Source organism: Rhodococcus sp. NPDC047139, assembly GCF_040643435.1.
Taxonomy (GTDB): Bacteria; Actinomycetota; Actinomycetes; order Mycobacteriales; family Mycobacteriaceae; genus Rhodococcus.
Map to the genome: position 1 here is coordinate 82,129 of NZ_JBEYUH010000002.1, position 20,088 is coordinate 102,216.

Annotated in this window: 23 protein-coding genes and 1 riboswitch; of the genes, 10 read left to right on the forward strand and 13 right to left on the reverse strand. The window is 67.1% G+C overall.

Annotated features, from left to right (window positions below):
* Positions 1-49 precede the first annotated feature (49 nt).
* The 3 genes from serC to ABZ789_RS02515 all read left to right on the forward strand — a co-directional run bounded on the left by serC (position 50) and on the right by ABZ789_RS02515 (position 2,979).
* Entirely contained in the window at positions 50-1,171 is a 1,122-nt protein-coding gene (serC, locus tag ABZ789_RS02505) for a phosphoserine transaminase (RefSeq protein WP_358418453.1), read from the forward strand.
* A gap of 219 nt (positions 1,172-1,390) precedes the next feature.
* Positions 1,391-2,263, forward strand: a complete 873-nt coding sequence (gene sepH, locus ABZ789_RS02510) for a septation protein SepH (protein ID WP_358418456.1) — start codon at positions 1,391-1,393, stop codon at positions 2,261-2,263.
* A gap of 14 nt (positions 2,264-2,277) precedes the next feature.
* Positions 2,278-2,979 carry a hypothetical protein gene (locus ABZ789_RS02515; RefSeq protein ID WP_358418458.1) on the forward strand — a complete coding sequence of 234 codons (702 nt, stop codon included), beginning with the start codon at positions 2,278-2,280 and terminating at the stop codon, positions 2,977-2,979.
* A gap of 24 nt (positions 2,980-3,003) precedes the next feature.
* Here ABZ789_RS02515 and ABZ789_RS02520 read toward each other — a convergent pair whose 3' ends face one another.
* The 8 genes from ABZ789_RS02520 to ABZ789_RS02555 form a co-directional block, all read right to left on the reverse strand.
* Positions 3,004-4,758 (reverse strand): alpha/beta hydrolase, encoded by a 1,755-nt coding sequence (locus ABZ789_RS02520; protein WP_358418461.1) that lies wholly within the window; start codon positions 4,756-4,758, stop codon positions 3,004-3,006.
* Between the two features lie 82 nt (positions 4,759-4,840).
* Positions 4,841-5,263: a hypothetical protein gene (locus ABZ789_RS02525; RefSeq protein WP_358418464.1), complete on the reverse strand. Its 423-nt coding sequence runs from the start codon at positions 5,261-5,263 to the stop codon at positions 4,841-4,843.
* 37 nt (positions 5,264-5,300) lie between these two features.
* Positions 5,301-5,717, reverse strand: coding sequence for an SHOCT domain-containing protein (locus ABZ789_RS02530; protein WP_358418467.1), 417 nt, complete (start codon positions 5,715-5,717; stop codon positions 5,301-5,303).
* A gap of 251 nt (positions 5,718-5,968) precedes the next feature.
* The gene (locus tag ABZ789_RS02535; RefSeq protein ID WP_358418470.1) at positions 5,969-6,394 is read right to left on the reverse strand and encodes a hypothetical protein; all 426 of its coding nucleotides are present in this window, start codon (positions 6,392-6,394) and stop codon (positions 5,969-5,971) included.
* Between the two features lie 109 nt (positions 6,395-6,503).
* Positions 6,504-6,776 carry a DUF2537 domain-containing protein gene (locus ABZ789_RS02540; protein WP_358418473.1) on the reverse strand — a complete coding sequence of 91 codons (273 nt, stop codon included), beginning with the start codon at positions 6,774-6,776 and terminating at the stop codon, positions 6,504-6,506.
* Positions 6,773-7,579 carry an RNA methyltransferase gene (locus ABZ789_RS02545; RefSeq protein WP_358418476.1) on the reverse strand — a complete coding sequence of 269 codons (807 nt, stop codon included), beginning with the start codon at positions 7,577-7,579 and terminating at the stop codon, positions 6,773-6,775. The genes ABZ789_RS02540 and ABZ789_RS02545 overlap by 4 nt, the downstream gene beginning before the upstream one ends.
* A gap of 45 nt (positions 7,580-7,624) precedes the next feature.
* Entirely contained in the window at positions 7,625-8,056 is a 432-nt protein-coding gene (locus ABZ789_RS02550; RefSeq protein ID WP_358418479.1) for a MarR family transcriptional regulator, read from the reverse strand.
* A 44-nt stretch (positions 8,057-8,100) separates the two neighbouring features.
* Complete coding sequence (locus tag ABZ789_RS02555; RefSeq protein WP_358418482.1) at positions 8,101-9,570, reverse strand: NCS2 family permease; 1,470 nt, start codon at positions 9,568-9,570, stop codon at positions 8,101-8,103.
* A gap of 80 nt (positions 9,571-9,650) precedes the next feature.
* Between ABZ789_RS02555 and ABZ789_RS02560 the strand changes: the two genes are divergently transcribed.
* A complete protein-coding gene (locus ABZ789_RS02560; RefSeq protein ID WP_358418485.1) occupies positions 9,651-9,902 on the forward strand; it encodes a DUF2530 domain-containing protein in 252 nt (83 codons plus the stop codon).
* A 36-nt stretch (positions 9,903-9,938) separates the two neighbouring features.
* Here ABZ789_RS02560 and ABZ789_RS02565 read toward each other — a convergent pair whose 3' ends face one another.
* The 3 genes from ABZ789_RS02565 to ABZ789_RS02575 are packed head-to-tail and all read right to left on the reverse strand — an operon-like array spanning position 9,939 to position 14,096.
* Positions 9,939-10,478: a phosphatase PAP2 family protein gene (locus ABZ789_RS02565; protein ID WP_358418488.1), complete on the reverse strand. Its 540-nt coding sequence runs from the start codon at positions 10,476-10,478 to the stop codon at positions 9,939-9,941.
* Positions 10,475-13,282: an ATP-binding protein gene (locus ABZ789_RS02570; RefSeq protein ID WP_358418491.1), complete on the reverse strand. Its 2,808-nt coding sequence runs from the start codon at positions 13,280-13,282 to the stop codon at positions 10,475-10,477. Before ABZ789_RS02570 ends, ABZ789_RS02565 begins: the two co-directional genes overlap by 4 nt.
* Before the next feature lies 1 nt (position 13,283).
* Positions 13,284-14,096 (reverse strand): DUF3027 domain-containing protein, encoded by an 813-nt coding sequence (locus ABZ789_RS02575; protein WP_358419205.1) that lies wholly within the window; start codon positions 14,094-14,096, stop codon positions 13,284-13,286.
* 129 nt (positions 14,097-14,225) lie between these two features.
* Here ABZ789_RS02575 and ABZ789_RS02580 point away from each other — a divergent pair, with 129 nt between their 5' ends.
* From ABZ789_RS02580 to ABZ789_RS02590, 3 genes are all read left to right on the forward strand, one after another.
* A complete protein-coding gene (locus ABZ789_RS02580; protein ID WP_358418494.1) occupies positions 14,226-15,047 on the forward strand; it encodes a glutaminyl-peptide cyclotransferase in 822 nt (273 codons plus the stop codon).
* Between the two features lie 91 nt (positions 15,048-15,138).
* A complete protein-coding gene (locus ABZ789_RS02585) occupies positions 15,139-16,815 on the forward strand; it encodes an MFS transporter (RefSeq protein WP_358418497.1) in 1,677 nt (558 codons plus the stop codon).
* A complete protein-coding gene (locus ABZ789_RS02590; protein ID WP_358418500.1) occupies positions 16,808-17,305 on the forward strand; it encodes a DUF2771 domain-containing protein in 498 nt (165 codons plus the stop codon). The genes ABZ789_RS02585 and ABZ789_RS02590 overlap by 8 nt, the downstream gene beginning before the upstream one ends.
* Before the next feature lie 78 nt (positions 17,306-17,383).
* Here the strand turns inward: ABZ789_RS02590 and ABZ789_RS02595 are convergent, their stop codons facing one another.
* Positions 17,384-17,794, reverse strand: a complete 411-nt coding sequence (locus ABZ789_RS02595) for a cold-shock protein (RefSeq protein WP_358419207.1) — start codon at positions 17,792-17,794, stop codon at positions 17,384-17,386.
* 190 nt (positions 17,795-17,984) lie between these two features.
* Here ABZ789_RS02595 and ABZ789_RS02600 point away from each other — a divergent pair, with 190 nt between their 5' ends.
* The 3 genes from ABZ789_RS02600 (at position 17,985) to ABZ789_RS02610 (ending at position 19,676) form a co-directional block, all read left to right on the forward strand.
* A complete protein-coding gene (locus ABZ789_RS02600; protein WP_358418503.1) occupies positions 17,985-18,227 on the forward strand; it encodes a hypothetical protein in 243 nt (80 codons plus the stop codon).
* Entirely contained in the window at positions 18,224-18,616 is a 393-nt protein-coding gene (locus ABZ789_RS02605; RefSeq protein ID WP_358418506.1) for a YccF domain-containing protein, read from the forward strand. The genes ABZ789_RS02600 and ABZ789_RS02605 overlap by 4 nt, the downstream gene beginning before the upstream one ends.
* 233 nt (positions 18,617-18,849) lie before the next feature.
* Positions 18,850-19,075, forward strand: a riboswitch (cyclic di-AMP (ydaO/yuaA leader).
* 10 nt (positions 19,076-19,085) lie between these two features.
* On the forward strand, positions 19,086-19,676 hold the full coding sequence (locus tag ABZ789_RS02610) for a resuscitation-promoting factor Rpf1 domain-containing protein (protein WP_358418509.1): 591 nt from the start codon (positions 19,086-19,088) through the stop codon (positions 19,674-19,676).
* 170 nt (positions 19,677-19,846) lie between these two features.
* Here the strand turns inward: ABZ789_RS02610 and ABZ789_RS02615 are convergent, their stop codons facing one another.
* Positions 19,847-20,035, reverse strand: a complete 189-nt coding sequence (locus ABZ789_RS02615; RefSeq protein ID WP_358418512.1) for a hypothetical protein — start codon at positions 20,033-20,035, stop codon at positions 19,847-19,849.
* Positions 20,036-20,088 lie beyond the last annotated feature (53 nt).

Consider the following 20,088-nt stretch of genomic DNA (forward strand, 5'->3'; position numbering starts at 1 on the left):
CTAGACTACCTGTGCACCATGTCCCTCGACGCTTAGGACACGCATTCCGATGGCAGACGCTTCACCGATCATTCCCGCCGACCTGAAGCCCGCCGACGGCCGCTTCGGCTGTGGGCCGTCCAAGGTTCGTCCCGAGCAGCTGCAGTCGCTGGTCGATGTCGGCGCTTCGGTGTTCGGCACCAGCCACCGGCAGAAGCCGGTCAAGGATGTCGTCGCCCGCGTCCGCTCCGGTCTGGGCGACCTGTTCTCGCTTCCCGAGGGCTACGAGGTGGTGCTGGGCAACGGTGGTACCACCGCGTTCTGGGATGCCGCGGCCTTCGGTTTGATCCGGGAACGTTCGCAGCACTTCACCTACGGCGAATTCTCGTCGAAGTTCGCGACGGTCGCGAAGAAGAATCCCTTCATCGGCGATCCGATCGTCGTGGGTTCGGAGCCCGGCTCGGCCCCCGAGATCGTCGCCGACGCGTCGGCCGACCTCATCGGCTGGGCGCACAACGAGACCTCGACCGGTGTCGCGGTGCCCGTACAGCGACCCGCCGGTTCGGAGAACGCTCTGATCGCGATCGACGCCACCTCGGGAGCCGGCGGCCTGCCGGTGAACATCTCCGACGTCGATGTGTACTACTTCGCCCCGCAGAAGTGCTTCGCCGCCGACGGTGGCCTGTGGATCGCTCTGATGAGCCCGGCCGCACTCGAGCGCGTCGCCGAGATCAAGGACTCGGGCCGTTACACTCCCGAGTTCCTTTCGTTGCCGATCGCAGTCGACAACAGCAGCAAGGATCAGACGTACAACACCCCGGCTCTGGCCACGCTGCTGCTGTTCGCAAACCAGATCGAGTGGATCAACGGCAACGGTGGACTCGACTGGGCCGTCGCCCGCACGAAGGATTCGTCCTCGCGCCTGTACGAGTGGGCCGAGGCCTCCGAGTACGCGACCCCCTTCGTCGCCGATCCGGCACTGCGTTCGCAGGTAGTGGGCACCATCGACCTCGCCGAATCGATCGACGCCGCGCAGGTTGCAAAGATCTTGCGCGCCAACGGGATCGTCGACACCGAGCCGTACCGCAAGCTCGGCCGTAACCAGCTGCGCATCGGCATGTTCCCGGCCATCGACCCCGAGGACGTCACCCAGCTGACGAAGAGCATCGACTGGGTCGTCTCCCAGCTCTGAGCACCCACACGAGGCGGGCCGGGTCCGACATCGGACCCGGCCCGCCTCTGTGTCGAGTCTCGACTTCACATCGAGACATTTCGGCAACCCTGGACGATAACGCGCCGCGGCGGTTTTCTTGCGATGCCCCACGGCGTGGCGCGGCGCGTCCGGCCACGAAATATAACGACGTCGGTTACAGTCGAGCGGGTCAGTCGCGATCGGCGCGAGGAGGTCAAGGTGCGAGAGCTTCGAGTGGTCGGTCTCGAGCCCGATGCAAAGCATGTGGTGCTCGCCGATCCCACAACGGGGGACAAGTTCCGCATTCCCGTGGACGACACCCTGCGCGCTGCCGCTCGCGGCGATCTCGCTCGTCTGGGCCAGATCCAGATCGAGACGACCAGCCAGCTCCGGCCTCGTGAGATCCAGGCCCGTATCCGCGGAGGGGCGTCGGTCGAACAGGTCGCCGAGGAGGCCGGCATTCCGGTCGCCAAGGTCGAACGGTTCGCCTATCCCGTCCTGCTCGAGCGGTCCCGGGCCGCGGACATGGCCAAGATGGGGCATCCCGTCCGTCCCGACGGCCCCACCGTCGAAACCCTGCTCGAGATCGTCACCCAGGCATTCCGCGCCCGTGGACACAGCCTCGACGAGGCCGAGTGGGATGCCTGGCGCGACGACGAGGGGTTCTGGGTTGCACAGCTGCGTTGGGATGCCGGTCGCTCCACGAACCGCGCCCACTGGCGGTATCAGCCGGACGCGCATGGCGGCACGATCACCGCGCTGGACGACATCGCAGCGGATCTGGTGGATCCGGACTGCGGTCGCCCGCTCCGCTACCTGACTCCCGTCTACTCGGCTCGCGACATCGACGATTACACCGAGATCGAGAGCACCGACCGCCGTGCCCCGATCACGCTGGACACTCCCGTGCTCGACCAGCCGGCACCGGAGCCCGTCACCGTCGTCGAGGAGACCGCCGTCGCAGTCACGGTGCGAGACGATGCAGAGGCCTCGCGAGCGCCCCAGGCTCCGGCGAAGGACAAGCGCGGCAAGCCGGCACTGCCCTCCTGGGACGACGTGTTGCTCGGGGTGCGTAGTAACGGGCGTATCTGAGCGAGACGCCGGCGATGGCGGCGACGGTGTCGACGCTGTGGTACGTCGACGCACCGGATCCAGCGACGGTCCTGCGCGAACACGCCCCGGACCGCGATGCGGCCCGAGCACTCCTGTCGCGCCTGTTCCCGGACCGCCGTGTCGATTTTGGTAAGCGGATTCCGCTGACCGAGGCCGGCAGTCTCGGACAGGACGATGAAGTCGAACGGATCTGCGTCGGCAGCTATCCCGGGGTGACGGTCGTATCGAGTCACCGATTCACATTGAGGCGCCCATCGGAGCTTTCCCCGATGTGGTTGCGCACCCCGGCCTCCGAACGGACCTGTCTGCTGGTCTCGGATCGGGCCGGAGCGTGGGGATCGTTCGCAGTCTGGCAGCGCGGCAGCCTCCGGCGGGCCTTCGGGGCGAGCACAGTGGAGTTCTTCGAGGACGACGGGTTGCCGTTCGTGTGGGAGCGTCCCTTCTGGGCCGGTGAGCATCCGCTCCGCTGGCCGGCGAACTTCCCGCCGCCTCCGCAGTCGCTGCCCTTCCATCCGCGCAAGCTCGTCGAGGAGGCTCACGGCGCGTGGCTGGGATTCCGCTATGTCGGTCGCCGCGACGACGAACCCGATCCGCGCGAGATCGAGACGTGGAGTTTCACGCTGAACAGCCCGTCCCCCCGGCTCTCCGTTCCCACCCCGAGAATCGCCTGGTGGCGACGTCTGGTGGCTCATTGACGGCCCGCTGCCGATCCGGAAAGATCACTCCTCCTGCGCCACAATAGATTTCAGATTGGCTAGATCGGCGGCGGTGATCCCAGGGGGCCGGAGAACGGCGGCCCAGGCGTCGACGTACTCGGTGGTGTACTTGTGGCCGTGTCCGGCGGGAACCCCGGTGGAGAAGGGTAGATCGGCGGTTATCTGCCAGAAGGTGACGAACGGTATCCACACCATGTCCTCGAGCACGTCGTGGCCGGGAGCTTCGCCGATCCAGTCCGGCTCTCTCGAGATCAAACGAGGGCTCCACCAGACGATCGGGTCCGAGGGGTGCATCAGATACAGCACCCGACTCCCCTCCCACGACCTGTCCGCAGGCGGAATACCCGACTCCGGGTCGTTCGTGAATCGCACCGTACGGCCCTCCCGGTACACGGGTTCGATTTCAGGGCTGCCCTCGTCCCGCCGGTCGCTGAACTCGCGGAAGAGAGTGTTGAAATTGGGAGGTCCCGCGAACACCGTTCCCGCTGTGCGATTGCGCAGATCGTATTCACCGCTGAAGGCCGTCTCCCCGCCGAACGAACCCAGACTCTCCCCCGCTACGAACAACCGAGGACGATCGTCCTGCGGAAGCGTCGACCAGGTGTCGTAGACGGCATCGAACAGGTCGCGTCCTGCTTCCCGTGCTTTCGACTGGTCGACGAGATACGAGATCCACGACGGGAGGTAGGAGTACTGGATCGCGACGGTCGCAGCATCGCCCCCGGTGAGGTATTCGAACGTGTCGACCAGCGCCGGGTCCACCCAACCACTGCCGGTCGTCGTCACCACGACCAGATTGCCACGCTCGAATCCCCCTGCCCGCATGAGGTCTTCGACTGCCAGTGCCGCCCGTGACTCGGAGTCCTCGGATGACGCCAGCCCGGCATAGATCCGGATCGGTTCGAGGGCGGGGTCGCCGGTGAACCCGCCGATCTGCTCTGTGGACGGCCCTTCGCCGATGAAGGTGCGCCCCTGCCATCCCAGGGAATCCCAGGGCACCACCGAATCCGGACCGCCCGAGCGCAGGCCGCTCGCCGGCTGCTGCACACCTTCCGGAGTTCTCGTGTCGCGTGCCGAGAAGGCCGTGTTGGCGATATCGACGAGACCACCGAGCAACACGCCCGAGACGACCACGTAGACGAGCCCGGCGACCAGGACCCAGCCGACCACGTTCGCTGCTCGCTGACCCATCCACCGGTCGAGCGTCCGTGCTGCCCGGCGGTACATACCGCGGATGCCGCGCCCGATTGCCAGCAACAGGCCGGCGACCACCACCGCGACGACCGGCGAGAGGACCACGAGCAGAAGGTTGTATTCGGAAACTCCCATCAGCGCACGGATCTCGTGCTGCCAGTACTGACCGAGCCCGAAGAACACCCCGAAGAGAATCACTGCACAGATCCCGAAGATCCGCCACGAGACAAGCCTCGCAGATCGAGGAGGCCGATCGGCGAACGCGCGCCACACGAATGCGAGGAGCACCCCGAGTCCGTATCCGATGGCAGCAGTGATTCCGCAGATCATTCCCTGCAGAAGACCACCACGTGGAAGCAGAGAAGGTGTAAACGACAAACACGCGAAAAGCACTGCACCCCAACACCCGGGGAGTGCGAGGTGCAACGACCTCCGCCTCGGTGTTCGAGGACGATCGGAGTCGAGCCCGAACCGCAAGCCGGAATCGTTACCGCCGGAGCCCGATGTCTTCGCTCCGGCGTGGCGGGATTCGCCGGGAGCAGCACTCCTGCCGTTCGGCACCATGGCGCCTCTTGTTCTGCAACTGTCGACGCACCCACGGCCGGTGCGTGGGAAGAGCTTCCTCCTTCGGATACGGATGGGTGCGTCAGTAATCGGCCCGAGGATTCCAGGTCGAGACCGCCCAGATCACAACCACATCGAGCGCGATGATCAGCACCGACCACCACGGGTAGTACGGCAGCCAGAGGAAGTTCGCGAGGATCGACAGCGCGGCAATGACGATCGCGGTCACCCGCGCCCAGGTAGCGCCGCTCACCAGCGCGAGACCCACCACCACCATCACCACGCCCAGGACGATGTGGATCCATCCCCACGCGGTGAAATCGAACTTGAACGTGTAATCCTGGCCCTGTACGAACAATTCGTCCTCGGACACGGCCGCAATGCCTTGGAAGAACTCGACGACCCCGACCGTTGCCATGATGATCGCCGCCCCGATCGAGGTGCCGGCCGCGATCCCTTGTTTCACGCTGGGTCCGCTTCTGTCAGGGCGAACTTCGTGCGCCATGACGATCCTTTCGTCTACGGATGACCCATCGACGCACTCAGCCGATGGGCACGCCGTCCCGGCCGGTGTTGGTGCGACCGAGCGCCTGGGCTTTCAGATGGTCGAATTCCTCGGCCGTGATCGCACCGGAGTCGAGCAGGGCCTTGGCGTCGGCAATCTGCTCGGCCGGCGATTTTCCGGACGCCACCGTCCGGATGTACTCGTCGGTGGCCTTCTTCGCTTCTGCTTGGGCTTGCTGTGCCCGCAGTGCCATTCCCCGGCCACGAACGATCAAGTAGATGATCGACGTGAGATACGGGAAGATCACCAACGCGACGACCCATACCGCTTTGACCCAGCCCGACACGGTGTGGTCGCGGAAGAGATCGACGAGGATTTGGAACAGAACGATCAGATACGCCACGAAGGCGAACACGACGACTGTGTACCACACGTAATCCCAGAAGGACTCCATTGCCGAACCTCCTCGGCTCGGTCGGCGGCCGGAGAACGATTCGTCGAATCCGGCCGGAAATGAACGCTCTCGAAGCATGTCCTGCTGCAGCGCTTCATGTCCTGCTGCAGCGCTACCTATGGCATCGACCTACCGCCACGTCATGAAAGACCTCCGCCCCTCGCTCTGCGGGGACGGATTCACAATACGACGCCTCAGTGCCGGAGGTCGGTCGTTTCGCTGATCCCTTTGTCCGATCTGCGGCGGTGAGATCAGGAGTAGACCGCACGGGGGTTCCAGGTCGAGATCGCCCAGATCACGACCACGTCGAGGGCTATGATCGCGATCGCCCAGCCCGGGTAGTACGGGAGCCACACGAAGTTCACCAGGATCGACAAGGCAGCGATGATGATCGCGGCCACGCGCGCCCAGGTGGCCCCGGTGATCAACGCGATTCCGACGATCGCCACCACGGCTCCGACGACGATGTGGATCCATCCCCAGGTGGTGAGGTCGAACTGGAACAGGTACTCCTGACCGCGGACGAACACTTCGTCTTCGGCCACGGCCGCGATGCCCTGCAGAAACTGCAGAACGCCGATCAGGATCATGATGATGGCCGCGCCGACCGACGTACCTGCGGCAAATCCCTGCTCGAGCGACATGTCCTCCCGATCGGCACGCACGTTCTGAGACATGATGCTCCCTTTTCCCGGTGGACTGGCATCACAAGTGTGCGCTCGGACGGCGTCCTCCGGAGCGCGTTGCGTCGGTTGTATCCGAGAATCGGATCGTCCGGGGATCGGGTCAGGCGACGAGCAGCACGAGCCAACCTGCCGGCACACCGGCGACGACGCCCGCGGAGAACCAGCGCAGTACCGGTACCCGCAGCCGGGACCACACGGTCGGGGTGATTCCCGCAACCGTCACCAGATTGACTACGACCGCGAGCACGGGATGTATCCGGCCGAGCAACTGACCACAGGCGACGATGGCGACGACGGTGGCGACGAACGAGAAGGCCGACAGTGGGAGTCCCGTCGCCCATGGGGTCGGCACCGGGTCGCGAGCGTGGGTCATCGCGGCAGCCGGACCCGCTCGTAGAAGGCCATCGCAGCGGCGGTGGCCACGTTCAGCGAATCGGTGCCGGGAGCCATCGGAATCCGGGCGCGCACATCGGTCGCCCGCATCGCATGCTCGGTCAGGCCCGGGCCCTCGGCGCCGAGCAGCAACGCGACCTTCTCCCCCGTCATCGCCTCCGCAAGCGGGATCGCCTGCGGATTCGGCGTCAACGAGATCAGCTGGAAGCCCCGCTCACGCAGCAGGTCGAGGTCGCCCGGCCACCGATCGACCTGCGCGAAGGGAACGCGCAGTACGTGCCCCATCGACACGCGTACGGCCCGCCGGTACAGCGGATCGGCACAGCCCTTGCCGAAGAGCACGGCGTCCACCCCGAGACCGGCCGCGTTGCGGAACATCGAACCGATGTTCTCGTGGTCGTTGACCCCCTCGAGGACCGCGACGGTGGTCGCCTTGTCGAGGACCTCGTCGAGGGCCAGAGGCGCGGGCCGGCGTGAAACGGCGAGCACACCCCGGTTGAGATGGAATCCGACGACCTCCGCCATGGTTCCGGCGTCGGTTCGGTAGAACGGCACATCGACGTCGCGTAGATCGTCGGCGAGTTCGTCCAGCCGCCGGTCCACCCCGAGCAGGCTCGTCGGCGCGAAGCGTGAATCGAGCATGCGCTGGACCACCAGCACACCCTCGGCGATCACCAGTCCCTTGCCACCAGGAAGGTCCGGTCGACGATCCGCAGAGTTGAGATCGCGGAAATCGTCGAGCCGGGGGTCGGAGGGGTCCTCGATGTCGATGACGTGCACCACCGGCCCATTCTCCCAGCCCTCACAGGCCCGGTTGCACCGGGTCGGTCAGTCGTCTTCAGCGACGATCGCCGTGAGAATGCCTACCGCATCGCGCAGCGTTTCGAGCGACTGCGCGTCGAGCTTGTCGAGCCGCTCGGTCAGCCACACCTCCCGGGCCTGGGCTTCGTCGGCGAGGAGCTCGTGCCCGGCATCCGACAGGGTGACGATGATCTGTCTACCGTCAGTCGGGTGGGGCGTCCGCTCGACCAGCCCGAGCTCGTGGAGAGATGCGATGACCCTGGTCATGGAAGGTGGCTGCACGCGCTCGCGCGCAGCCAGCGCCCCCGGGGTCATCGCACCCTCCTGAGCAAGGGTGGCCATCGCCGAAATCTGGGTAAGGGAAACTCGGGAATCGGTGCGTCTCCCCCGCAAATGACGCGTCAGACGCACTACGGCCAGTGAGAGGTCACCTGCGAGTGCGCGTGTATCCGAGATCATGGCGTGCAGAATACGTCACACCGGCCAAATCAGGCGCCGTCCGTCTAGGTGAGCAGTTCCGTGATGGGATCGACCGCGAAGTACAGGGTGAACAACACGGCGACGATCCACAGGAGCGGATGGATCGTGCGGATCTTGCCGCTCGCCGCGTGCAGGATCACCCAGGTGATGAAGCCGACGCCGATACCGTTGGCGATCGAGTAGGTGAACGGCATGACCATGATGGTCAGGAAGGCCGGCAGCGCCACTGCGAACTTCGAGAAGTCGATGTCGCGGACCTGCCCGATCATCAGGGCGCCGACCACGACGAGCGCCGGAGCGGCGGCCTCGACCGGGACCACCTCGTACAGCGGGGTCAGGAACATCGCGAGCAGGAACAGCACACCGGTGACCACGTTCGCCAGGCCGGTGCGGGCACCTTCCGCGATTCCCGAAGCCGACTCGACGAAGACCGTGTTCGAGGAGGCCGATGCGGCGCCACCGGCGACTGCGCCGGCGCCCTCGACGACGAGAGCCTTACCGATACCCGGCAGATTGCCGTTCTTGTCGGTCAGTTCGGCTTCCTTGCCCAGGCCGGTCATCGTGCCCATCGCATCGAAGAAGTTCGCGAGGACGAGGGTGAACACGAGCAGCGTCGCGGCGATCACGCCGATGCGTGTGAAGGCGCCGAAGAGGTCCACGTTGCCGACGAGACTCAGGTCCGGGATGCCGAACAGGGAGTCGGGCGCTTCAGGCGTGCTCAGGTTCCAGCCCTTGGGGTTGGTGCCCATCGACGGGCCGACGTCGGCGATCGCCTCGATGATCACGGACAGGATCGTCGTGACGACGATGCCGATCAGCAGGCCGCCCCGCACCTTCCGGGCGACCAGTACGCCCATCAGCAGGACGCCGATCACGAAGACCAGGGTCGGCCACGAGGCGATCGATCCGTCGATTCCCAGGCCGACCGGCACCGTGGTTCCGGCCGCATCGGGAACACGCCGGACGAAACCTGCGTCGACGAGACCGATCAAGGCGATGAACGCACCGATGCCCGCGGCGATGGCAGCCTTGAGTTCCGCCGGAATCGCGTTGAAGACAGCGGTGCGGAAACCGGTCAGGGCCAGCACGACGATGATGATGCCGTCGATGACCACCAGGCCCATCGCCTCGGGCCAGGTGACCTGCGGCGCGATGGTCACGGCGAGCAGGCTGTTGATGCCGAGGCCGGCGGCGATGGCGAACGGATAGTTGGCGACGACACCGAAGACGATGCTCATGAACCCGGCCACCAGGGCGGTGACGGCAGCGACCTGGTTGATGGGCAGGATGTTGCCCATCACGTCGACCTTCGCACTCGCGTCGTCGGCAGAGAAGCTACCCAGGATCAACGGGTTGAGGACCACGATGTACGACATCGCGAAGAACGTGACGATGCCGCCACGCACCTCCCGGGACACGGTCGAACCGCGCTCGGTGATCTTGAAATAGGTGTCCAGGAAGGACGTTCGCTTGGAATCGGTCTCTAAGGCCATGTCCACAATTCCGCTCGTCGAGTACGGGGCGTCGCAACGGGAAACGATTATTGCAGCGGAAAGGAACTAATCTGCAATCCGTGGAACCCGCCCAGTTCGTCGCAGCCCGTATCCGACGTCTCGCCGACCCCCGTCCCGCCCTTGCAGTGGGAACAGGTCTGTGGGTCGCGGCGACCGTCGTCGTGCTGGCAGTGGGTGGCGATCTACGCGAGGATTCGCTACCGGTGTGTGTTGCCGGAATCCTGGTGGGGCTGTTGGGAACTGCCCTCTTCCTCATACAGCGTCGCGCCGCGCGGCGGGGCAGCCGCGGCGCACAGCGCGGCTTGGACTGATCCGTCCGGAAGCCGCGCGGCACATCTACGGGGCCCTCATCGGCGTATCCGCACCCGAGTGACGAACCACACCCACCCCAGCGCCCATGCGATCCCGAAGATCCAGCCCGCGGCGACGTCGGTGAGCCAGTGCGCGGCGAGGTAGACGCGCGAAAGACCGATCGCCAGGGTGTACGTGGCCAGTGCGGCTGTCGCAACCGTCCGCCGGCGATCACCCCGCGGCCACGTGCGCACGACGACCGCGACGAGCACCGTGGCCAGGATTGCACTGGTCATCGCGTGACCGGAGGGGAACGATTCGGTCTGCAGAGCCAGCAATCGTTCGGGTTCGGGTGGCCGGACGCGGCCGAACAGGTGCTTGAGCAGGGTCATCACCGGCCAGCCGGTGAAGACCGCTCCGGCCACGAAGACGGCGTCGCGCAGCCGACCGGCCCGGACCAGCAACAGAGCCACCACCGCCGCGATCAGGCTCGTCGCGACACCGCCACCCGTCCGGGTGAACACGGCCACCGCGTCGGTCAGCCAGGGCTCCCGGATCGAGACCACCCAGTCGAGCACCGCGACGTCGAGCGTCACGGCTCACTTCCCGTGCTCACCGCGGAAAGAGCGGTGAGTGCGGCGGACAATCCGTTCGGCGTGCTGTGGACAGCACCGGCCGCATCGACCCACCATTCGACCTCGACCTCACCGGTCAGTGCTCCGGAGCAGCGCACGGCGAGACGGTCGTGCAGTACGAGCGTGCCGCGCGGGATCGGAACTCCGGCGACGATCCCGGCCAGGACCGCGGCGGGTTCGCGCTCCCAGGTCGAGCTCCGTCCCTGCCGGGTGGGTTCTGCCTCGACCACCGCCGAGGCGACTGCAATGTCGAGCACATCCGCGAGAGCGTGGGCGGTGCCCGGCCCCCCGGTGACGAGTCGGTCGTGCGGGATGATCCCCGTGAACCAGGGAAGGTCGGGCACGAGCGCGTCCGCGGCATCGACGACGGTGCCGGCGAGGCTGCGCACGCCGTCGGGCAGGGTGACCGACTCGGGATCGAGACCGCCCGAAGAGAAGGCCGCGGCGAGCGCGTCGTGAGCGGCGACGATCGCAGCCGGTCGCGGCGACCGGCTCGGATCCGCGAGACGATCGAGCAGCGTCTGCGCCAGGTCGAGGTCGTCGACCACGGTGCCGGCAAGGGCACTGCGGAAGACGGCGGCGTCGGGATGGGTACAGGGATCGAGGAGACCGTCGAACAGCGTGTCGTCGGCGAATCGGTAGTGCCCCAGCGGCCGGCCGTCGAGCGAGGCACGGGTGCGCAGATACCACGCCGTGTATCCGGCGGGGTCTGCCATGGCCTCGACGGTCGCGGGTTCGGCCGCCAGCAAGGTCAGTGCCCGTGACCAGCGACGATCGTCGACGAGATCGAGGTCGCGTACTGCGACGAGCGAGGTGGGATCGTCGTCGAGCCGTTCCCACCAGGCGTGTTCGCCTGGCAGGTCGTGGTCGGGACCGGTGGGCAGTTCCGCGCGGAGGATCGTGAAACCCCAGCCCACGCCGATCGCCCGCAACGCGTCCGGACCGTAGCGGTCCACGACGGATTGCGCGACGGTACCGAAGGGCGCGTCCTCGACCAGCACTTCGGCGAGCGGAGCCCCGGGAAGCAGGAGTTCGTCCGCGGGCACGAGGTCGCCGTGGGTGTCGGGCAGCAGCAGTGCCCCGAGTTCGCGTGGAACTGCTGTCGCAGGCACCGACGGCACCAGCCGCAGAACGACATCGGCCAGCGTCCCTGCCGGAAGATCGGGGTCGGAATCTGCATCGGGCTCGGCGTCCTCGACAGCGGCGACGAGTGCCGGATCCGCGAGCAGATCCTCGACGGTGACGGTGCCGGCTCCCAGCCGCGCAAGCAGAGGATGTGCGGCGTCGGGATGGACGAGGCGCATCCACGGCATCGACACCGGGCCGAGATCCTGCAGCCGCGTCGCGAGCACGGTGGTGCGCGGACCCGTCACCGTGCGACCGTCCGACAACGGCACCGGCAGGGAGGCGAGTTCCTCGGCCGCCACCGCATCGACGACGAGCGGGGACAGCGCCTCGTAGAGCCTGTGCCACCATTTCGGGTCGCGTTCGTGCCCGGAGAGCATCTCGGCGAGTCGCGCGAGACCGAGGCGATGGACGCCGACGGCCGAGAGCGCGGACGCATACCGCGGGCCGCACAGTTCGGGAATCACGAGCCCTGGAACGACCTCACCGAGGACGTCCGCAAGTTCATCGGTCAGGCCGGGGAGCGCGACTGCCCGGTCGGGTGCCAGATCGGTATCCCCGTCTGCTGCCGGCAGCCACCGCGCGCCCCTCAGTTCGTCGAGGATCGCCTCACGGATACGACCGTCGACCTCACTGCGCGCGAAGCCCGGGACGGGCACGAGGTCGACTCGCTGTTCGGGGGGCAGGGCCGCGACGAACAGCGCGTAACCACGGGCGACGTCCTCGACACGGGCGCCGGGCAACACCCGCCGCCGGTCGGGTTGCATGGGGAGGTCGGCCACGACGAGAGCGGGCAGGGACAGTTCCTCGTCGGATCGCGTGGGTGCACGCAGAACGTCGTTGCGCACCGTCTCGACCCGGCCGCCCACGACGGGTACGAGCCACCGCGCCGACGGTCCGGTGAATTCCCACCAGGTGCGCTCCCCGATCCGCACCTCGGACAAGCCGGTGTCGAGTTCACGCCGGCGACGGGCGAACTCGTCGTCACCGATGACGAGGGTGTGCAGGCCCGGAAGCTCGAGCAGGATGTCGTGTGCCTCGGCGCGGAAAGCATCGAGCAACACGGCCGGATCCACCCCTGCATGCAGGCTCAGCACGATCTCGGTGTCGCTACCGGGCGCCGGGACTGCCGTCGTCGGCCACACCAGGCGCAGCACCGGAATCCCGGCTGCGGGCGCGGGCAGGTTCCGCTCGGCGAGCACCGAGCGGGTCCGCTCGGCGGAGAAGTGGACGGAACCGGTGCGCGAACGCACCTCGATGTCGTCCGAGACCGACAGGACCGCGGTGAACCCGACACCGAACCGTCCCACTACGGAATCGGAACCGGTCTTGTTCGACGAACGCAGTGCGGTCAGCGCGTGGACCCCGCTCACATCGAGCGGTTCACCGTTGTTCGCGAAGTGGAGTCGACCGTCCGCGCACCACACCCGCAGCTCACCCGGTATGCCGGCCCGCGCGGCGGCGTCGGCGGCGTTCTGGGCGAGTTCGGTCAGGACACGGTCGCGGTAACCGGCACGGACGTGATCCGCCTCGGTGGTGGCGTCCTCGCGGAGCCGAGTGGGCGACGACGACCATGCGGCGACGATCCCCTCGCGCAACTCCGCGGTTCCGAACGGATCCGCGAGGTCCGGCGGGGGCACGTCAGTCGGTCTGTTCCGGCTCGGGCGAGGAGGGCTCGACACCGGCCTCGTCCGTGGAATCGGCGGGCGTCGAGGTGGCCGGACCGAGCTCGACGACCTCCACTGCCGCATCGTCGAATGCCTCGTACAGCGGTGACCCGGCGCCGGTGGGCAGGCTGGTGTCGGAATGCGCACCACACCCGTATTCGGCGTGCACGACGTGCCCGTCGGCCGCGAACTCGTTTCCGCAGACTCCGAAGGCCGCTCGCAAGGATCCGGCGAGGGGGAGATAGAAGCCGCACAGGTGACAGGACGAGGGCGCGGCCTTCGCCATCTCCGAGTCCGGGCCGTATTCGCTGTCGAACCACCGCTGGGCGGCGTCGAGACGACCCTCGAGGCTCATGACCTGCTTACGGCCCAGGCCGATCTCGAGTGCGGTCTCGTCGACCTCGGGGTCGCCGGTCTCCATGTACCCGGGTACCAGCCGAATGTCGTCGACAGCGGGCGCCAGCAGGTCGCCGGGCCCGAGATCGCCCGGACGGATCCGCTCGCTCCACGGCACCCAGTCGGGTGCGACGAGCGCGTCCGGGCCGGGGAGGAGCACGAGTTCGCTCACGGTCACCCGATCGGATTCCGGTGCAGCGGCCACTACGACGGCCCACTGCCACCCTCGGTAGCCAGGGAGCTCGGCCGCGAAACGGTGGGTCGCCGAGCACTCGTCCTCACTCGTCACACCGAGGTAGGCGCCGACTCCACCGTCTCCGAGTTCGTCGAGCGCTGCTCGGGCGAGGTCAGCGGCGTCGGCGAGCACGGATCGCACCGCCGGATCGACCACGGGGTTCGTTCCTCGGGAAGCAGACGCAACACTCACGGCCCCCATTCTGCCTGACCTGTCGGCCCGAGTGCCCGCGGGTCACAGAAGGTCGCGCGCGCACCGCCCGCGCGCGGGATGCAGGATGGGCACGTGTCCCGCCATCGTTTCGCAACTGCAGTCGCCGTCACTGCGACGGTGTGCGCCACGATCGCCGGATGCGGCAGCGAACTCGTCGCCGAGCCCGGCCCTCCGGCCGCCGAGCTCCGTGTGGAGGTCGTCGCCACGCATCCTCACGATCCCGAAGCGTTCACCCAAGGCCTCGAGATCGACGAGGGCGAACTGCTCGAGGGCACCGGCCGCACGGGCCGGTCGTGGGTCGCGGCCCGCCCGGTCGACATTTCGGACGGGGGCATCGCGCTCGCCGCGGCCGAACGTACCCGCGTCCCGCTCGGCGACGACCTCTTCGGGGAGGGCATCACCGTGGTCGGCGACGAGGTGTGGCAGTTGACCTGGAAGGACGGCACTGCCGTGGTCCGCGACCGCCACACTCTGTCGGAGCGCCGCCGTGTCGACTACGACGGCGAAGGCTGGGGATTGTGCGCGCAACCCGAACGTCTGGTGATGAGCGACGGCACTGCCGATCTGATCTTCCGCGACGCCGCCACCTTCGACGAACTCGGCCGCATCACCGTGCACCGGGAGGGCCGTGCCGTGGCGAAGCTGAACGAACTCGAATGCACCGCGGACGGCAGTGTGTACGCGAATGTGTGGCAGACGGACGAGATCGTGCGAATCGATCCGTCCACCGGCCGGGTCGAGGCGCGGATCGACGCGGCCCCTCTCCGTGACCTGTTGCCAGAGGGAGCCGATGTGGACGTTCTCAACGGCATCGCGCACATTCCGGGAACCGACCGGTTCCTCGTGACGGGCAAGTACTGGCCGACGCTGTTCGAAGTGCGTTTCGTGCCGTGATCCCGGTGGCATTCCGATCGCGACCCGGATCGCCCGGGTCTCGAGCCGCCCTGGTGCTCGAACCGCTATCGCGTGGGGAAGAATCGAAGACGTGACGGAACCGGACGAGCGCCGCACCCCTGAAGGGGTGGACCGCCGTGCCCCGGGGTCGCAGCATCCGGGGTTCAGCAACTATCCACCTCCCCGCCGTGTCTCCGGACGTCGTACGCCGCTGCCACCACTGCATCCGGTCGACGAGCCGCGCCGACCGGCGAGTGCGTCCGGTGCCCGCCGCGCGGACAGCTCGCCGGACTCCGACACCCCGCGCGCTCCCCGCATGCCGCGCAAGCTGACCGTGACGCGTGTCGCGGCCCTGCGCAGCCGCGAACTCACCTCGAAGGGCATCGCGACGTTCCGCCGAGCGGCCACGGCCGACGGCGCCGACAAATCGGGCCTGACTGCGCTCACCTACGCGACGATGACGAACTTCGCGTCGGACGCAGCCATCGCCGTCGCCCTGGCGAACACCCTGTTCTTCTCCGCGGCAACCGGGGAGGACAGGACGAAGGTCGCGCTGTATCTACTCATCACGATCGCGCCGTTCGCGATCATCGCTCCGCTCATCGGCCCGCTGCTCGATCGTTTGCAGCACGGTCGTCGTGTCGCACTGGCGACATCGTTTGCGCTGCGCACGGTGCTCGCGGTGGTGCTCGTGTTCAACTTCGACAGCTGGCTGCTGTATCCGGCGGCCCTCGGAGTGATGGTGCTGAGCAAGTCGTTCGCGGTTCTCAAATCCGCGGTCACCCCACGCGTGCTGCCACCGGAGATCGACCTCGTGCGGGTGAACTCCCGCCTGACGGTCTTCGGCCTGGTCGGCGGCACCCTCGGGGCCGGGGCGGTCGCGGCGGCGGCAGCGTGGGCGTTCGGTTCGGTGGGCGCCCTGTGGCTGTGCGCAGGAATCACCGCCTTCGGTGCCTACCTGAGCATGCGTATCCCGGCCTGGGTCGAGGTCACCGAGGGCGAGGTACCGGCGACGCTGTCCTACCACCGCTCCGATGCACGGACGGAAGTGCTGGGTTCCGACACCGTGACCGAAGTCATCATCACCAAGTCCGGGAAGCGGAAGCAACCGTTGGGGCGCGCGGTCGTGACGGGCTTGTGGGGTAACGGCACGATCCGGATCCTCACCGGCTTCCTGACTCTGTTCATGGCGTTCGTCGCGAAGAACACCACGGGCCAGGATCCGCTCATGCAGGCCGCGATGCTCGGTGGAGTCGGTGCCGCCGCCGCGATCGGCAACTTCGCGGGCAACGCGACGGGGGCGCGGCTCGCACTCGGACGACCTGCCCTGATCGTCGTGCGGTGCACTGCCGCGGTCGTGATCGTGGCCGCTGTGGTCGCCGCGACCGGAAACGTCCTGGCGGCCGCACTGGCGGCGCTCGTCGCAGCGTGTGCCAGTGCGTTGGCCAAGGTCTCGCTCGACGCGTCGCTGCAACAGGATCTTCCCGAGGAATCGATCGCTTCCGGCTTCGGGCGCTCCGAAACCGTCCTGCAGCTCAGCTGGGTGTTCGGCGGAGCGATGGGTGTCCTGCTGCCCACCGAACTGTGGCTCGGGTTCGCGGTGGTCTCCGTCGTGTTGATCCTCGGGTTCGCACAGACGGTGCTGACATACCGTGGGGGGACATTGCTGCCGGGCTTCGGCGGCCGGAGACCCGAACGGGTCTCCACAGATACGGCTGCCGAGCGGAAGCGTTCCGGCGGATCCCCGACCGAAGATTGGAATGGTTGAGTTGCAGGCACGGACGAAGAAGACTCTCGCACTACTGCTGGCGGCCGTGGTGGTAGTGGTGGGGGGAATCGCCGCCACCGTGTGGAGGCTGGTCGATTCGGCCGAGCCCACGCTGCCGACCATCACCGCCTACGCGCGCGGCGAGGCCGCGACCATCGGCCCTGCACAGTACTGCAATCTCTACCTCGAAGACTGCATGGAGAACCAGATCGGCGAACTCGACGTACCGGCGGGTTATCCGCTGCAGTTGTCGCTTCCGCAGGAGATCTCCGGCGCCCCGTGGCGCATCATCACCGTCTACGGCGACACGCGAACCGGGCAGACGTATGTGGACGGGCAGATGTTCGAGGCGGGTGCGCGACGAGCGCTCACCGTCCCGAGCGCTCCGGATCTGCAGCTGCTCGGGGTGGAGATCCAGCTGCCGTCCGCGGTGGTGGACGAGGCCGGTGAACCGATCGCGCACGCGGTGTGGGCCGTCCGGACCTTCTGACCCGGCACTCCCCGATCACGAGACAGGCCGCCCTCGCTACGAGCGAGGGCGGCCTGTAGTAGTTCGTGGGGTCCGTTCCTAGTGGTCGAGCTCGCGCGCGATCGCCCGCATGACCTCCGAGATGCGCTGACCCGTCTTGCGGTCGGGATAACGACCGCGCCGCAGATCCGGCTGCACCGCTGCTTCGAGCAGCTTGATCATGTCCTCGACCATGCCGTGCAGCTCGTCCGGAGCGCGACGCTTCTGCTGGGCAGGAGCCTCACGCCGTCCACCCTGCCGCAGCGTGGGCTGCTCCAGGAGCTCGACCTTCAGTGCCTGAGGGCCCCTGCGCCCCACCGCCATGCCGAACTCGACGCGCTGGCCCGGCTTGAGCGCTTCGACTCCCTCGGGAAGCGCCGAGGCTCGGACGTAGACGTCCTCCCCTTCGTCCTGGGACAGGAAGCCGAAGCCCTTTTCGACGTCGTACCACTTCACCTTGCCGGTCGGCACCGCGCTCACCTGCTCCTCGACAACCGTGCCCCGCGGGGCAACCCGTTTACTATGCAAAACAACGCGCCCCGACTCGGCCGAGCGGGACGCGTGAACACATCACAGTGTACCCGCAGGGGGCGGGCGATCCCTCCCATCGTCTCCCGTCCCGGACGTCACGGTCCGACTCCCGGACGACTACCGTGGTCACGTGGGTACTTCATCTTCGGATTCGTCTGCAGCCCCGCGTAACGGCCTGTTGAAGGCCGCCGTCGTGTGCTTCGTCGTCGGCGTGGTGGCCGTGCTCGCCATCTTCCTGACGCCGGTGGTCACCGACGGCAAGCCCGGACTCGTGCTGTATCTGCTGACGCTCGCGTGGCCACTGGGCTTCGCACTCGCCATCGCATTCGCATTGCGCTCGGGCCGGCGCGCACGGAACGGAGACAGGACATGAGGATTCTGCTCAACATCATCTGGCTGGTCTTCGGTGGTTTGTGGCTCGCGCTCGGCTACTTCCTGGCCGGCGTGATCTGCTGCATCCTCATCATCACCATCCCCTTCGGGATCGCGTCGTTCCGGATCGGTGTCTACGCGTTGTGGCCGTTCGGGAAGACGACGGTCGACAAGCCGACGGCCGGTACCGCGTCGTTGATCGGTAATGTGATCTGGATTCTGATCGCCGGTATCTGGCTGGCCATCGGTCACATCACCACTGCGGTCGCGATGGCCCTGACGATCATCGGTATCCCACTCGCGATCGCGAACCTGAAGATGATCCCCATCTCGCTCATGCCCCTCGGAAAGGACATCGTCTCCGTGGATGCCCGCCCGAGTTACATGTGATCTTGATCACATAACGGTCGGGTAACGGCGGAGTCTCGAAACCGGTTTTCGACCCGCCGAACCCGACTACCTGCGAATTCCCCACCGAGGTCGGGCCGAATGTCACGCGCGGCCCGGGGCATCGGTGCGTTATCAATTGGTGACACTTCGCCCCCTGACCCGTTACCGTCATCTCCGGTCGAACCGCCTGGCTCGACCGGTCCTGAACCGCCGCGCCAAATTCCTGTCCCGCGGTTCCGGAAGTCCCGACGAACGATCCAGGGGACAGGAAACGGGGGACCCACCGGTCTCCCAGGAACCGCTCGGTCCACAACCGGACGGTGTCCAGGAGGCCCGGGCCGACGCAACCGCGACGGCCCTAGGGGTGAAGTCGTAGCACTCCCACGGAGTAACGCGACCGGGCGACCTCTTCAGCCCGAACCCGACAGCTGACCTCGTAGGTGCGTACGGAGAGGAACACGGAACCGACATGAGCGGACGCCATCGCAAGCCCACCAATACCGGTCGCACAGTCGCGAAGTTCGCGCTGACCGGCGCAGTCCTCGGCGTCACGGGTGTCGCGTTCAGCGGCACTGCCGCTGCCGCCCCCGACTCCGACTGGGACCGCCTTGCACAGTGCGAGTCCGGCGGTAACTGGGCGATCAACACCGGCAACGGCTACCAGGGCGGACTGCAGTTCTCGCCGAGCACCTGGAACGCCTACGGCGGTCAGGAATACGCTGCCACCGCCAACCAGGCCAGCCGCGAGCAGCAGATCGCCGTCGCCGAGCGCGTCCTCGCCGGCCAGGGCTGGGGTGCCTGGCCTTCGTGCTCGTCGAGCCTCGGACTGTCGAGTGCACCCACCCAGCGCTCCGTCGACGCGACTCCCAGCGCTCCTGCCGAGACGCCGGCCCCGCTCACCAGCAACCCGGTTCCTCAGCTCCCCGAGGTTCCCGAGCTCCCCGCCGAGGCCCAGAGCATCCTGGCCGGCTTCGAGCAGGGTGTCACTGCGCTCCAGGACGCAGGCGTCGAACTCGACCCGAGCATCCTCGACGCCGTGCGCGCCGTGCTGCCGCAGTAAGACCCGACACGCAGTAAGACCCGACATCACACGAGGGCCTCGCACCGAATCCGGTGCGAGGCCCTCGTGCATGTTGCCGACCGAACGAGCTCATCACACGTACGCGCGACGCCCGGTCCCTTCACCGAGGGACCGGGCGTCGCGGGTACTGCTGACTCGCTGGTCTTCGACTAGCGGTTGATCACCGTCTTCGGGTGCGTGTAAGGCAGGTCCGCGACCGGCAACGGGAACACGGTGTCCTCACCGTAGGGCGAGAGCGGACCGGATCGCGTGGACGACAGCTCGGTGACAGCATGCTCACCGTCGGCCAGCTCGGGCCATCCGTGATCCACGTAGTGCTTTTTCGAAGAGGTAGCCATGCGCTCATTTTGGCAGGTGAGTTCGGGGCTTGCTACCGCAGGTCTCTAATCTG